This is a genomic window from Pontimicrobium sp. MEBiC01747 (assembly GCF_053601635.1).
In genome coordinates this window covers 1-13,191 of sequence record NZ_JBSHNS010000548.1, presented here as the reverse complement: position 1 = coordinate 13,191, position 13,191 = coordinate 1, and the positions used below count along the sequence as shown (strand labels likewise).

The window sequence follows — 13,191 nt, the reverse complement described above, 5'->3', positions numbered from 1 at the left end:
CCTTAGAACGTAACGATATTTTTATAATTTTGTTTTGTTTATCTTCAATAAAAATCGCAGCTAATACAATATTGTTTAATGATAAAGCATAATTAACAAAACCTTCTGTATCCCCTTTTTTATAATCTAATTTTTGAAGTTCATTTTGAGATAAGGTAATGTAAGCAGTACGAGATTCTGGAATAATTTTTAAATTATTTAAAGCACAGCCTAGTAATTGTAATCTGTTATAACTATTGGTATCATATACATTATTATGTATTTGTGTATTATCTGCACCTTTATCTATTAATTTAGAAATAATTCTATGGGTAGTACTTGTTGTAGAACGAAACCTAAAAGATCCAGTATCTGTCATTATACCAACATACAAACAAGTCGCTAGGTCTTTATCTATGTAATCTAAATCTTCTAATTTTTCTAAAAAATGATATATCATCTCGCAGGTAGAACTCATAGAGACATCGCTAAACATATACTTAGCATAATCATCTGGTTGTTGATGATGATCTATCATAATTTTAATAGCATTACTATTTGTTAAGACAGTTTCCATATTACCAGTTCTATGGAAGGCATTAAAATCTAATGTAAACATTATATCTGCATCATTAATAAGCTCATCGCATTCAGTTTGTTGCGTTTCGTATTTTAAAATAGTATCCTGTTTAGGAATCCATTTTAAAAAATCAGGAAAATCATTAGGAGCTATTACAACTGCTTTATGGTTTAACATTAACAAATAATGTAATAATCCTAAAGTAGATCCAATAGCATCACCATCTGGGTTTTTATGAGGAATTACAACTATTTTCTTTGGAGAAGCGAGTAACTCTTTTATCTCTAATATATCTTGTGAATTCATAGGCGACGAAGATACAATTTTTTAATATTGGATTATATGAGTAATTTAAAGAAAAACATTACTTTTGCGCCAACTTTAAAAAACGGAAGTATTTTTTACGTATGGATATTTTGTGATTTTTAAAGTTAGAATAGAAAACATATTAATATTTTAGAATAGAATAAAATGGCAACAAATAGAACATTTACAATGCTTAAGCCTGATTCAGTTGAAAAAGGGCACATTGGCGCAATCTTAGAAAAAATTAATGCTTCAGGGTTTAGAATTGTAGCAATGAAATTAACGCAAATGACAACAGCAGATGCGCAAACTTTCTATGCAGTACATAAAGAGAGACCATTTTTTGGAGAATTAGTAGAATACATGACTCGTGGTCCTATTGTTGCAGCAATATTAGAAAAAGACAATGCAGTTGAAGATTTTAGAACTTTAATTGGAGCAACTAATCCAGCAGAAGCAGCAGAAGGAACTATTCGTAAATTATATGCTGCATCTATAGGAGAGAATGCTGTACATGGTAGTGATAGTGATGAGAATGCTGCTATAGAAGGTGCTTTTCATTTTTCTGGAAGAGAGATGTTCTAGAACTAAAATAGACTCAAATACTTATAGTAAAAACCTGAATTTAACAAATTTAGGTTTTTTTTATGCCCAATAAAAACCTACTTTAGCACAACTTAAACTACATAATGATGAAAAAATACAATTATTTGGTTTTTTGTGCAATGTTAGCGAGTGGGACCTTGTTTGCTCAAAATACACAAAAATCCATTGCCGATTTTCAAAAGAAAACTCAGGCTACAATTACCGTAAATGAGAATTTCGGTACACCAGAATTTGTAAAATTCCCCTTAAACAATTCATTAAAAGTTAAAGGCGGAACCCCTTACGAAAAAGCACTTAATTTTTTAGAAACCAATAAGTCTGTCTATAACATAGATGCTTCAAAAAATAAGCTAGTTCTTAAAAAAGAAGAAACAGATACTTATGGATTAAAAAACGTACTTGTACAGCAAGAGTATAATGGAGTGCCTGTATACGATGGTAAATTACGTTTTCATTTTAATGCGCAAGAACGTTTAACATCTGTAAACGGAAATTATATTCCTAATATCAAATTAGACGCAACGCCTACTTTAAGTGAAGGAGAAGCTAATGCATTCGCAATGGAAGCTATTGCTAGCCAAAATATAAATTATTCTGGTACAGCATTATTTGTAAACAAAAGTACACTTTATGTGTTTGCTAAAGGTTTAGCTCAAGGCTTTTTAGGGAGTAAATATTTAGTTTATGAAGTAGAAGTTAGAAATGATAAAGATGTAAGAGAATTTGTATTTGTAAATGCTCATAATGGGACAATAGTTGAGCAATTTACAGGTATGGCACATGCTTTAGATCGTGTTGTTTATGAAGGGAATACAGGTAATACTGTTTGGGAAGAAGGAGATGCTTTTCCTGGATCTTTAACAATATGGCAACAAAACGAAGTTGTTGCATCTGGACATACATATTACTTTTTTGAAAATGCATTTGGATACACCTCTTATGATGGAGCAGATGCTCAAATGAGAACAATAAATAACGATCCTAATATTTCATGCCCAAATGCAAACTGGAATGGAGCTACAGCAAATTACTGTAATGGAACAGCAACAGATGATGTTATTGCACATGAATGGGGACATGCTTATACAGGTTCTACAAGTGGTTTAATATACCAATGGCAGTCTGGAGCATTAAACGAATCGTTCTCAGATATATGGGGGGAGACAGTAGATATTTTAAATGCTTATGAAGATGCAGATGATGATAACTCTTTAAGAACTGGTTGTGGTAGCTCAGATCGTTGGATGATTGGAGAAGATGCAACAGCATTTGGAGGCGCTATTAGAGATATGTGGGATCCTACATGTAGAAACCATCCAGGAAAAGTTACAGATGGACAATACTGGTGTTCTACAGGAGACTCTGGTGGAGTTCATATAAATTCAGGAATACCAAACCATGCTTATGCCTTATTAGTAGATGGAGGTAATTTTAACGGACAAGTAGTAAATGGCATAGGTTTTACAAAAGCGGCTCATATATTTTGGAGAGCACAATCACAATACTTAACAGCTACTAGCGATTTTGCATCTATGGCAGATGCTTTAGAAGCTTCTGCAACAGACTTAATAGGAATCAATTTAGAAGGCTTATCTACAACAGATGTTCCAGCGGGACCTTCTGGAGAAATGATTACTGCTGCAGATGTAGATGCTGTTATTGCTGCTGTATTAGCAGTAGAAATGAGAATAAACCCAGATGCATGTGGGTTTGATACAATTTTAGCACCAATTCCAGATTTATGTGATAATGCAACAAATGATGCCATCTTTTTTGAAGATTGGGAGGCAGGAATGGATGGATGGCTTGTTGAGCAAGCACCTATAAATGCCGCAACTTGGGAAGATAGAGATTGGGTTGTAGACAATACATTACCTAAAGGAAGAGCAGGAAGTGCTGCTTTTGGTACAGATCCTATTATTGGAGACTGTGCAGGAGATTTAGAAAATGGTAAGATTACTTTAACAAGTCCAGAAATTACAATACCAAATTTTACAGAAGGTACTTATGAGCTAGCATTTAACCATTATATAGCCACAGAAACTGATTACGATGGAGGTAATATAAAATATAAGTTAGATGGGGGGGCGTGGCAATTACTTGGTAGTGCTGCTTTTACAGCCAACCCGTATAATGGAGCATTAATGTTAAATGGTAACGATAACCCATTAAGAGGAGAAGTTGCTTTCCATGGTGCAGACGAAGGTTCTCTTACAAGTAGTTGGGGTACTAGTGTTATAGATTTATCAAGTCTTGGTGTTACAGCTAATTCTACAATTCAGTTTAGATTTGAGTTAGGTACAGATGGTTGTAATGGTAGAGATGGTTGGTATGTAGATGAAGTTATGTTATATAACTGCCAATATTCATTATCTGTAGCAGAATTTAACGGTATAGCTAATTTGGTAAAAGTATATCCAAATCCATCTAATGGAATCTTTAATATAGAAAAAACAAGTACTATAAATTTAGTTAAAGCAGAAATACACGATATTAATGGTCGTATTATTAGAACAGTAGATTTATCTAATATGAGTACTACAAAAGCTATAGACTTATCTGGTGCTGCTTCAGGAATGTATTTTATGACAATTACTTCAGGAAATTCTAAAGGAGTAGTAAAACTAATTAAGCAATAATAGAATTTAGATAAGAATAAAATAATTTATATTAATTTAAAAGAGTAACAGGAATGTTACTCTTTTTTTATAGAATACTTTTTATAAAAGAATTAAGAGCTATTGTTATAAAAAGAAAGACCTACACATTATGTGTAGGTCTTTGCTTAAAAAAGTTTAATAGAAATATATATACTTATACTACTTTTACATTTACTGCGTTTAATCCTTTTTTACCTTCTTGTAAATCGAATTCTACTTCATCACCTTCACGAATTTCGTCGATTAAACCCGAGATGTGTACAAAATGGTCTTTACTTACACCTTCTTCTGTGATGAAACCAAATCCTTTAGTGTCATTGAAGAATTTTACTGTGCCTTTGTTCATTGTAATAAATTTATTAATTATTTAATGCGGCAAAGGTAGAGCCAATAATTAACAAAAAATGCATTTATGTGAATTAATTTGAAAAATAAAAAAAGCCCATCAAATTAATGATAGGCTAATCTTGTAAATTGTTAAATAGAATATATATATAATTATACTACTTTTACGTTTACTGCATTCATACCTTTTCTTCCTTCTTGAAGGTCGAATTCTACTGTGTCTCCTTCACGAACTTCGTCGATTAAACCAGAGATGTGTACGAAATGGTCTTTGTCTGATCCTTCTTCTGTTATAAAACCGAATCCTTTAGAATCATTGAAAAATTTTACTGTACCTTGAGCCATTTTTAAAAAATTTAAATTTATTTGATTCCAAATATAGCATATTATTCTAACAATATCTTTTTTTATTTTTTTATTTTCAGAAGAATGTTTGCTTTAATACGTTCTATTAAAAAAGATTAGCTTATTGTAATATTAGTTTCTTTATAAGAACTTTACCAAGTTCTTCGTTAAGATTACTTATAATTTTATCTTTTCCGTAGCTTAATTCTTCTCTTAAAACGCTAGAACTAAGTCTAACATAAAGCGTTCCGTTTTTTAATTCTACAGCTTCTGTATAATTATTTATACCATTACCCATTAAAGAAGTCCATGCATCTTTAACATTAACTTTGTCTAAACCTTTTTCTAAATTATTTGTTTCAACAAAATCTTTTAAAACATCCGATATGTTTAATAAATCTTTAGTGCGTTTAGCCATTATTCATTAATATTAATTGGGGAGAACCGTTTATACAAATATACGTGGTTATTTTGGTTAACAACTTTTAATTGCTCTTTAGATGCAAATAAAATAGTTTCTTTCCATGAAGCATAAGCTGTATTATAATAGATGTTTAAACTATCGTTTTCTAACTTTAGAGTAAAGTATTCTACTGCTTTAGAAGTTTCATAAGTACCATTAAAAAGAGGTTTCATTTTTTTTCTAAACCCTTTTAAACTATCATTTACCATAATATAATCTATCGTGGTATTTATTTTATAATCTCGCTTTGTGCCATCTGCCATGGTAACGTTTTCAATTTCCCAATACCCTTCAAGGTTTGGAATAAATGTTTCAGGGTTGTTTGTACAACTGTTAAAGATAAATACAAATAATAGAAGGGTTAATAAACGTTTCATGTGTTTAAACTATTTTGTTATATGGTGTTAATGATACCGATTTTTAGTTTTATAAATTGAAAATCTCGTAGGATAGATGTACTTGCTTAACGGCTTGTTCTGTTCTTTCAGCATGAGTATCGCTAATAAAAAGCTGACCAAAATTTTCATCATTAACCAATTTAATAATCTGCGAAACACGTTGTTCGTCTAGCTTATCAAAAATATCATCTAATAATAAAATGGGGTTAACACCACTTTGTTGTTTTATAAAATCGAATTGAGCCAATTTTAAAGCAACAAGAAATGATTTTTGTTGGCCTTGACTTCCAAATTTTTTAATAGGATAATCTTCTATATTAAATTGTAAATCGTCTTTATGGATTCCTACACTTGTATATTGTAGACTTTTATCTTTATTAATAACTTGTTTTAATAGAGTATGTAAGTCTACAGAAAATAAATCGCTTTTATAAGTTAAGTTTACAGCTTCTTTTTTGTTACTAATAGCATTATAACGCTCTTTAAAAATAGGAACAAATTCTTTTAAAAAAGCATCTCTTTTTTCAAAAATACGAGTACCAAAATCGGTTAATTGACTGTTGTAAACTTCTAACGTATCGTTATTAAAAGTGTTATTTAATGCAAAATATTTTAGTAACGAATTACGTTGTGCAAGAATTTTATTATACTTAATTAAATCACTTAAATACAATTTGTCACTTTGCGAAATAACATTATCTATAAATTTTCGGCGTGTATCACTACCTTCTATAATTAAATCACGATCGGCAGGAGAAATAATAACTAAAGGTAAAAAACCAATATGTTCGCTAAATTTATCGTAAGCCTTACTGTTGCGCTTTATTACTTTTTTTTGTCCGCGTTTTAGGCTAACTACTATTTTTTCTGGTTTGTTTTCTTTTTCGTAGTCTCCATTTATAACAAAAAAATCTTCATTATGTTTTATATTTTGAGAAGCAATAGGGTTGAAATAGCTTTTGCCAAAAGATAAATGGTAGATGGCATCCAATATATTCGTTTTACCGACACCATTGTTGCCTACAAAACAATTAATAGTATCATTAAAAGAGAATGTTTTACTATCGAAATTTTTATAATTTAATAAAGAAAGAGATTTTAAAATCATATAGAATTAGCACAAAAGTGATCCAAGTTTTATTCTTAAAGAATAAGTCTTGCAAAATAACAAATAAATTACCTTTTATATATGGATAAAAATTTTATTTTTGCGACGCATAAATATACAATTCATGGCAACTTACAAGAAAAGAGGTTATAAACCAAAAACGAAAGAAGAAGTAATAGTAGAAACTGAAGAACAATCAACAACTGCTGAGGTCTTTAATACATTAGATGAAACTGCTTCTAAAACAGAAGATTTTGTTGCAAAAAACCAAAAATACATATTCATAATTATTGGTGTAGTCGCTGCATTAGTTTTAGGATATCTTGGTTACAATGAGTTTGTAAGCAAACCAGCTCAGGAAAAAGCAATGAATGATATGTATCCTGCTCAAAAGCATTTTAATGATGCTGTTAGTGGAATAGCTTCAGATTCTCTTTATACATTATCCTTAAATGGTAGTGGAGGAAAATATGGTATGTTAGATATTATTAAGGAATATAAAGGAACACCAGCTGCTAACTTAGCAAACTATTATGCTGGATTAGCGTATTTAAACTTAAAAGATTACAAAAATGCAGTAACGTATTTAGATGCTTTTTCTATAGATGATGAAGTACATGCAGCAAAAGCTAAAGGTTTAATAGGTGATGCTTTCATGCAATTAGAGCAGGTAGATGAGGCTTTAAAGTATTATAAAACAGCAGCAGAAATGAGAACTAATGATTATACTGCTCCTATTTATTTAAAGAAAGCCGGAATTGCTGCTTTAGAATTAAATAAACCTAGTGAAGCATTAGCGTTTTTTAATAAAATAAAAGAAAATTACCCAGACGCAACAGAAGCTTCTACAGTAGACGTGTTTATAGGTAAGGCGCAAGCAATGTCTAACTAATCGCATTTCTGTTATAAACAGAAGTTAAATATGGCAACAGAAAACAATAATTTATCAGAATATGATAAAGCATCAATCCCAAACGCGAAAGACTTTCGGTTTGGGATTGTTGTTTCAGAATGGAATGACAAGATAACAGAAGGGTTATACAACGGCGCATATAATACACTTGTAGAGCATAATGTAGAAACTAAAAACATTATACGTTGGAATGTACCAGGAAGCTACGAGCTTATCTATGGAAGTAAAAAAATGCAAGAACAAAATGTAGATGCAGTTATAGCTATAGGTAGCGTTATACAAGGAGAAACTAAACATTTCGATTTTGTATGCGAAGGCGTTGCTCAAGGTATAAAAGACTTAAATGTTTTACATGATACCCCAGTTATATTTTGTGTGCTAACAGATAATAATTTGCAACAAGCTATAGAACGTTCTGGTGGTAAACATGGAAATAAAGGAACTGAAGCTGCAGTAGCCGCAATTAAAATGGCAACCCTTAGAAAAAACGCTTAATTTTATAATACACTTTGTTTTATTAATGTAAAGCTGCTTTTTAAAAGCAACTTTACAGGTCTCTAATGCTTTTTTGTTAACAATTTTTAGCAATAGTCTTTCCATACTCTACAGTATTTTAAGTATTTTTGAGTGTTGTAACGAATACATTTTTTTTGGAATGTTTTTTGCGTTAACATAAACTATTCAATAGCATTCATGTTCAAAAATCGGAAAAATAGAAGTTTTAATTACAAGCCACGATATTCTAATACAGAGGAGAACAACTCTAATAGAAAATCGTCCTCAAATTTTTTCGAGAGCAAACGCAAACGTAAAACATCAACATTACCAATACTAATTGTTGTTTTGGTATTAATAGTTGCATTCATGTACTATTTAGAAACCAAAATGCATTAAAATAGAGACGTTATGGGATTAATAAAACAAAGAAAAAATAAGCGCTACAATTATACACCACGTTACTATAAAAGCGATGGAGAAGGAAGCCCATTTGAAATAAAGCATAAATTTGATGATTATCGTTCTACAGTAGGTGGCAATAAAAATATAAAGCAAAAGTTTAATTCTGCATGGGATGAGTTTATGAACTCTCCAGACAAGCAAGTTAACAGACGTGTATTGTACATTGCTTTAATATTAGTGTTTTTATTTTTATGGTTTATGGATTTTAATTTAAGTGCCTTTTTCAAGAGTTAATACATGGCAGACATTATTCAATTATTACCCGATCATGTTGCTAACCAAATAGCAGCAGGAGAAGTAGTACAAAGACCAGCTTCTGTAGTAAAAGAACTACTAGAAAATGCAATAGACGCTGGAGCAAGTAAAATAAAACTAATAATAAAAGATGCAGGGAAAACACTTATTCAGGTTATAGATAACGGAAAAGGAATGAGTGAAACCGATGCGCGCTTAAGTTTTGAGCGCCATGCAACTTCAAAAATAAAATCGGCAGACGATTTATTTCAATTAAATACAAAAGGGTTTAGAGGAGAAGCATTAGCTAGTATTGCTGCTATTGCCCATGTAGAATTAAAAACAAAGCAGGAAGGAGACGATGTAGGGACTTGTATTGAGATAGAAGGGAGTAATGTAGTCTCTCAAGAGGTTGTTGTAACGCCCAAGGGTACTTCTATAGGTGTAAAAAATTTATTTTTTAATATTCCAGCTAGACGAAATTTTTTAAAATCGAACCCAGTAGAAACACGACATATTATAGACGAGTTTCATCGTGTGGTTTTAGCACATCCAAACATTAGCTTTGTAATGTTCCATAATGGGAGCGAATCGTTTAACCTACCAGAAAGCAATTATAGACAACGTATAGTAAATGTCTTTGGCGCAAAAACAAATGAAAAGTTAGTGCCTGTAGATGAAGAAACAGAAGTATTAACCGTTTCGGGATTTATTGGTAAACCAGAGTTTGCTAAGAAAACGAGAGGAGAACAATTCTTTTTTGTAAATAACCGCTACATAAAAAGTGCGTATTTAAATCATGCCATAGGTTCTGCGTACGAAGGATTGTTAAAAGAAGGAACTCATGCTAGTTATTTTCTAAATTTAACAGTAGATCCGCAAACAATAGATATTAATATACATCCCACAAAAACAGAAATTAAGTTCGATGACGAGCATACGTTATATGCTATAATACGTTCGGCAGTAAAGCACAGTTTGGGACAATTTAATATAGCTCCAGTTTTAGATTTTGAGCGTGATGCTAATTTAGATACGCCATATAATAAGACACAAGCAAAAATGCCAAGTGTAGAAGTAGATAGAAGCTTTAACCCATTTCAAGAGGATAAACCAATAAGAACTAGCTCAAGCGAGGCTACTTCATTTTCTAGCTTAAGTTCGGGAAACTCTGGATCTATACCTTCATACAAAAGAGAAAAAGGCCCAAGTTGGGAAAGTTTATATGTAGGGTTAGAATCTAAAGGCACCCAAACACAACAAGATTTTAGCGAAGTCCAGTTTGAAAGTGCACCTACTGAGACGTCTATTTTTGATGAAACTAATCAAGTAGAACAAAAACAAACAACCTATCAAATACATAATAAATATATTATAAGTAAAATAAAATCTGGAATGTTGGTAATAGACCAGAATAAAGCGCATCAACGTGTGCTTTACGAGCAGTTTTTACAGAATATAACTGTACAAGAAGCGATGAGCCAGCAATTACTATTTCCATTAGAGTTGCATTTTTCTCCTCAAGAGATAGAAATTATAAATCAATTAAAAAACGATTTAGAGCATACAGGATTTATATTTAAAGCAGTAAGTGATGAAAAAGTAGAAATTACAGGTGTACCAGTAAGCGTACCAGAAAGTGAAGTTTCTATTATTTTGGAGCAGCTTATTAGCGATGTAGAAAATGAAGTTCCAGATAGTAATTTTAGTGCTACAGATTTATTAGCAAAGTCTATGGCGAAGAGTTTAGCAATAAAAACTGGACAAAGTTTAAATAGAGTAGAGCAAGAGCATTTAGTAAATAGTTTGTTTGCTTGTAAGGAGCCAAATGTTTCCCCAACAAATAGAACAACCTTTATTACAATGACGGTTGACGAATTAGATAGAAAGTTTGTGTAAATTATGATGAACAGATTAACAGATACGGTAAAACATTTAATAATCATTAATGTTATAATGTTTATAGGAACAACCTTAGTAGGTGAAGGAAAATTATTTACGGAATGGTTTGCCATGTACTTTCCAAAAAATGATGCCTTCCAACCTTGGCAGATCTTTACACACATGTTTATGCATGGAGATGTTATGCATATCTTTTTTAATATGTTTACATTATTCATGTTTGGAACTGCGGTGGAACACTATTTAGGAACAAAAAAGTTTTTATTTCTCTACATATCTTCGGGGTTAGGAGCAGTAGCATTACATGTAGGTTATGCTTATTTTAATTTCAATGCTGAGTTATCAGTTTTAACGGATGCAGGCTTTAGAATAAGTGATGTTATGGATACTTTGAAATCAGGATATGGAACGTATGATAGGCGTTGGACTAATATTTTGGTTGGTGATAGGTTATTAGAATTTGTAGAAACTTTTAATGCTCCAATGTTAGGTGCTTCCGGTTGTATAATGGGAGTTATGGCTGCATTTGGGGTTATGAATCCTAATGCTAAATTGATGATGATTTTTTTACCTATTCCTATAAAGGCTAAGTATTTTATTCCAGGTATTATTATTTTAGACATTATTTCGGCAATTTCAGGGAAATCATTCTTTAGCCCGAGTAATACGGCATATATGGCTCACGTTGGAGGGGCAATAGTAGGATTCTTAATTATGTGGTATTGGAAAAAGAATTCGTTTAATAAATACAGAGTAGATTAATGAGTTTTACTGATGATGTAAAATATAGATTAAGAAAACTGAACATTCTTGAAAAAATAATAGTGCTTAATGTTATTATTTTTTTAATAGTATCTATTTTAAGCCCTATTTTAGGATCCGTTCTAAAGTGGTTAGAACTGCCTAGCGATTTCAATAGCTATATCATTAAACCGTGGACCATAATAAGTTATGCATTTTTGCATTATAGCTTTATCCACCTGTTGTTTAATATGTTATGGTTATATTTTGTTGGTCGAATTTTATTAACTCTTTTTAGACCTAAAACAGCTTTAAACATCTATTTTTTAGGCGCTATAGTTGGCGGTCTGTTTTTTCAATTAGGCTACACAATTGCTCCAGACTTTTTTAAAGGAAGCGGTTATTTAATAGGCGCTTCGGCTGGTGTTAGAGCTTTATTTATCTTCTTGTGCGCTTACATGCCCAATAAAGAAGTGGAACTATTGGCCTTTAAGTTAAAGCTGTGGTATCTAGGAGCTTTTTTTGTTGCTGTAGATGTTATTAATATTTTCGGACAAGACAATCAAGGTGGGTATTTAGCACATTTAGGAGGTGTTGTATTAGGGTATATTTATGCTAAACAGTTATTAAAAGGCAATGATATTGGTGCTGGTTTCGAAAAAATGATGGATTGGGTAACAAGTTGGTTTCGTGTTTCTAAGTCCTCTAATATGAAAACAGTATATAAAGATAAAACTAAGGTTGGTGGCTATACTAAAGGCGAATTTAATCAGTTTAATAACCAGAAAAAAGTAGATGTTATTTTAGATAAAATTAGCAAGAGTGGATATGAAAGCTTAACAGCAGAAGAAAAAGAGTTTTTATTTAAAGCTGGTAAGTAAACATAGTTTTGAAATAAAAGAAGTGGTCTTTGTATTTAAAATCATAGATAAAGAATAGGTGTTGACAGTACTCGTTAAGCATTTAAAAATAACTTATAAGATTTCCGCATTAGCGGAAAATGAATATGAAAGGATTAAAGTTTTTTGAGAAAATAGTGTTTTTCTTCAATTCTGTTGGAGCATTCATACTATTGCTGTCTTATATTCTTCCTTTCTTACCTCCAAAAACGTTCTCTGCCTTATCAGTATTAGGTCTAGGAGTGCCTTTTTTAATTGTATTAAATGGTGTGTTTTTATTATACTGGCTTGTTAAAATAAAGAAACAGCTATTATTATCTTTAATTGTTTTAACTATTGGTTATATAACCTTTGGCTCATTATATAAGTTCTCTGAATCTAAAACGATAGAAAGTGATTCTAATCTATCTGTAATGAACTATAATGTAAGACTATTTAATTTATATAACTGGATTGAAAAAGACCATATTGAAACCAAGCTTGTTGATTTCATAAAGACGGAAGCTCCAGACATATTATCTCTACAAGAGTATCATCCTCATAAAAATATAGACCTTTCTTTTTTTAAGTATAAGTATGAAAAATTGGCTGGTAAAAAAACAAAGTATGGGCAAGCCATTTTTTCTAAGTACCCTATTATTAACTCTGGCTCTGTCGAGTTTCCTAGTAATACATCTAACAATGCTATATATGCAGATGTTTTAAAAGGCGCAGACACTATTCGTATTTATAATATTCATTTAGAATCTTTA

The 13,191-nt window shown here is 31.3% G+C and carries 16 protein-coding genes; 9 read left to right on the top strand and 7 right to left on the bottom strand.

The features are described from left to right. Window positions 1-865, bottom strand: an 865-nt coding sequence (locus ACVC2P_RS18100; RefSeq protein WP_452599852.1) for a DHH family phosphoesterase, incomplete at its 3' end; no start/stop codon positions are given. Window positions 866-1,030: 165 nt separating this feature from the next. Between ACVC2P_RS18100 and ACVC2P_RS18095 the strand changes: the two genes are divergently transcribed. After that, window positions 1,031-1,450 carry a nucleoside-diphosphate kinase gene (locus ACVC2P_RS18095; protein ID WP_452599851.1) on the top strand — a complete coding sequence of 140 codons (420 nt, stop codon included), beginning with the start codon at window positions 1,031-1,033 and terminating at the stop codon, window positions 1,448-1,450. Window positions 1,451-1,554: 104 nt separating this feature from the next. Then, the gene (locus ACVC2P_RS18090) at window positions 1,555-4,110 is read left to right on the top strand and encodes a M4 family metallopeptidase (RefSeq protein WP_452599850.1); all 2,556 of its coding nucleotides are present in this window, start codon (window positions 1,555-1,557) and stop codon (window positions 4,108-4,110) included. A 175-nt stretch (window positions 4,111-4,285) separates the two neighbouring features. Here ACVC2P_RS18090 and ACVC2P_RS18085 read toward each other — a convergent pair whose 3' ends face one another. The 5 genes from ACVC2P_RS18085 to recF all read right to left on the bottom strand — a co-directional run bounded on the left by ACVC2P_RS18085 (window position 4,286) and on the right by recF (window position 6,790). Further along, window positions 4,286-4,477, bottom strand: coding sequence for a cold-shock protein (locus ACVC2P_RS18085; protein WP_452599849.1), 192 nt, complete (start codon window positions 4,475-4,477; stop codon window positions 4,286-4,288). A gap of 152 nt (window positions 4,478-4,629) precedes the next feature. Beyond that, window positions 4,630-4,821 carry a cold-shock protein gene (locus ACVC2P_RS18080; protein ID WP_111658912.1) on the bottom strand — a complete coding sequence of 64 codons (192 nt, stop codon included), beginning with the start codon at window positions 4,819-4,821 and terminating at the stop codon, window positions 4,630-4,632. A gap of 121 nt (window positions 4,822-4,942) precedes the next feature. Next, the gene (locus ACVC2P_RS18075; RefSeq protein WP_452599848.1) at window positions 4,943-5,239 is read right to left on the bottom strand and encodes a DUF721 domain-containing protein; all 297 of its coding nucleotides are present in this window, start codon (window positions 5,237-5,239) and stop codon (window positions 4,943-4,945) included. After that, complete coding sequence (locus ACVC2P_RS18070) at window positions 5,239-5,661, bottom strand: lipocalin family protein (RefSeq protein ID WP_452599847.1); 423 nt, start codon at window positions 5,659-5,661, stop codon at window positions 5,239-5,241. Before ACVC2P_RS18070 ends, ACVC2P_RS18075 begins: the two co-directional genes overlap by 1 nt. Before the next feature lie 49 nt (window positions 5,662-5,710). Then, on the bottom strand, window positions 5,711-6,790 hold the full coding sequence (gene recF, locus ACVC2P_RS18065; protein WP_452599846.1) for a DNA replication/repair protein RecF: 1,080 nt from the start codon (window positions 6,788-6,790) through the stop codon (window positions 5,711-5,713). A 124-nt stretch (window positions 6,791-6,914) separates the two neighbouring features. Here recF and ACVC2P_RS18060 point away from each other — a divergent pair, with 124 nt between their 5' ends. Both ACVC2P_RS18060 and ribH read left to right on the top strand, forming a co-directional pair. Beyond that, complete coding sequence (locus ACVC2P_RS18060; RefSeq protein WP_452599845.1) at window positions 6,915-7,682, top strand: tetratricopeptide repeat protein; 768 nt, start codon at window positions 6,915-6,917, stop codon at window positions 7,680-7,682. A gap of 30 nt (window positions 7,683-7,712) precedes the next feature. Next, window positions 7,713-8,198, top strand: a complete 486-nt coding sequence (gene ribH, locus ACVC2P_RS18055) for a 6,7-dimethyl-8-ribityllumazine synthase (protein WP_452599844.1) — start codon at window positions 7,713-7,715, stop codon at window positions 8,196-8,198. Window positions 8,199-8,428: 230 nt separating this feature from the next. Here the strand turns inward: ribH and ACVC2P_RS18050 are convergent, their stop codons facing one another. Beyond that, entirely contained in the window at window positions 8,429-8,569 is a 141-nt protein-coding gene (locus ACVC2P_RS18050; RefSeq protein ID WP_452599843.1) for a hypothetical protein, read from the bottom strand. Window positions 8,570-8,609: 40 nt separating this feature from the next. Here ACVC2P_RS18050 and ACVC2P_RS18045 point away from each other — a divergent pair, with 40 nt between their 5' ends. The 5 genes from ACVC2P_RS18045 to ACVC2P_RS18025 all read left to right on the top strand — a co-directional run. Then, window positions 8,610-8,897 carry a riboflavin synthase subunit beta gene (locus ACVC2P_RS18045; RefSeq protein ID WP_452599842.1) on the top strand — a complete coding sequence of 96 codons (288 nt, stop codon included), beginning with the start codon at window positions 8,610-8,612 and terminating at the stop codon, window positions 8,895-8,897. 3 nt (window positions 8,898-8,900) lie between these two features. Then, a complete protein-coding gene (gene mutL, locus ACVC2P_RS18040; protein ID WP_452599841.1) occupies window positions 8,901-10,796 on the top strand; it encodes a DNA mismatch repair endonuclease MutL in 1,896 nt (631 codons plus the stop codon). Between the two features lie 6 nt (window positions 10,797-10,802). Continuing rightward, window positions 10,803-11,561, top strand: coding sequence for a rhomboid family intramembrane serine protease (locus tag ACVC2P_RS18035; RefSeq protein ID WP_452599853.1), 759 nt, complete (start codon window positions 10,803-10,805; stop codon window positions 11,559-11,561). Beyond that, complete coding sequence (locus ACVC2P_RS18030; protein ID WP_452599840.1) at window positions 11,561-12,421, top strand: rhomboid family intramembrane serine protease; 861 nt, start codon at window positions 11,561-11,563, stop codon at window positions 12,419-12,421. Before ACVC2P_RS18035 ends, ACVC2P_RS18030 begins: the two co-directional genes overlap by 1 nt. A 125-nt stretch (window positions 12,422-12,546) precedes the next feature. Beyond that, window positions 12,547-13,191 (top strand): endonuclease/exonuclease/phosphatase family protein (locus ACVC2P_RS18025; RefSeq protein ID WP_452599839.1); only part of this gene is annotated, 645 nt, incomplete at its 3' end.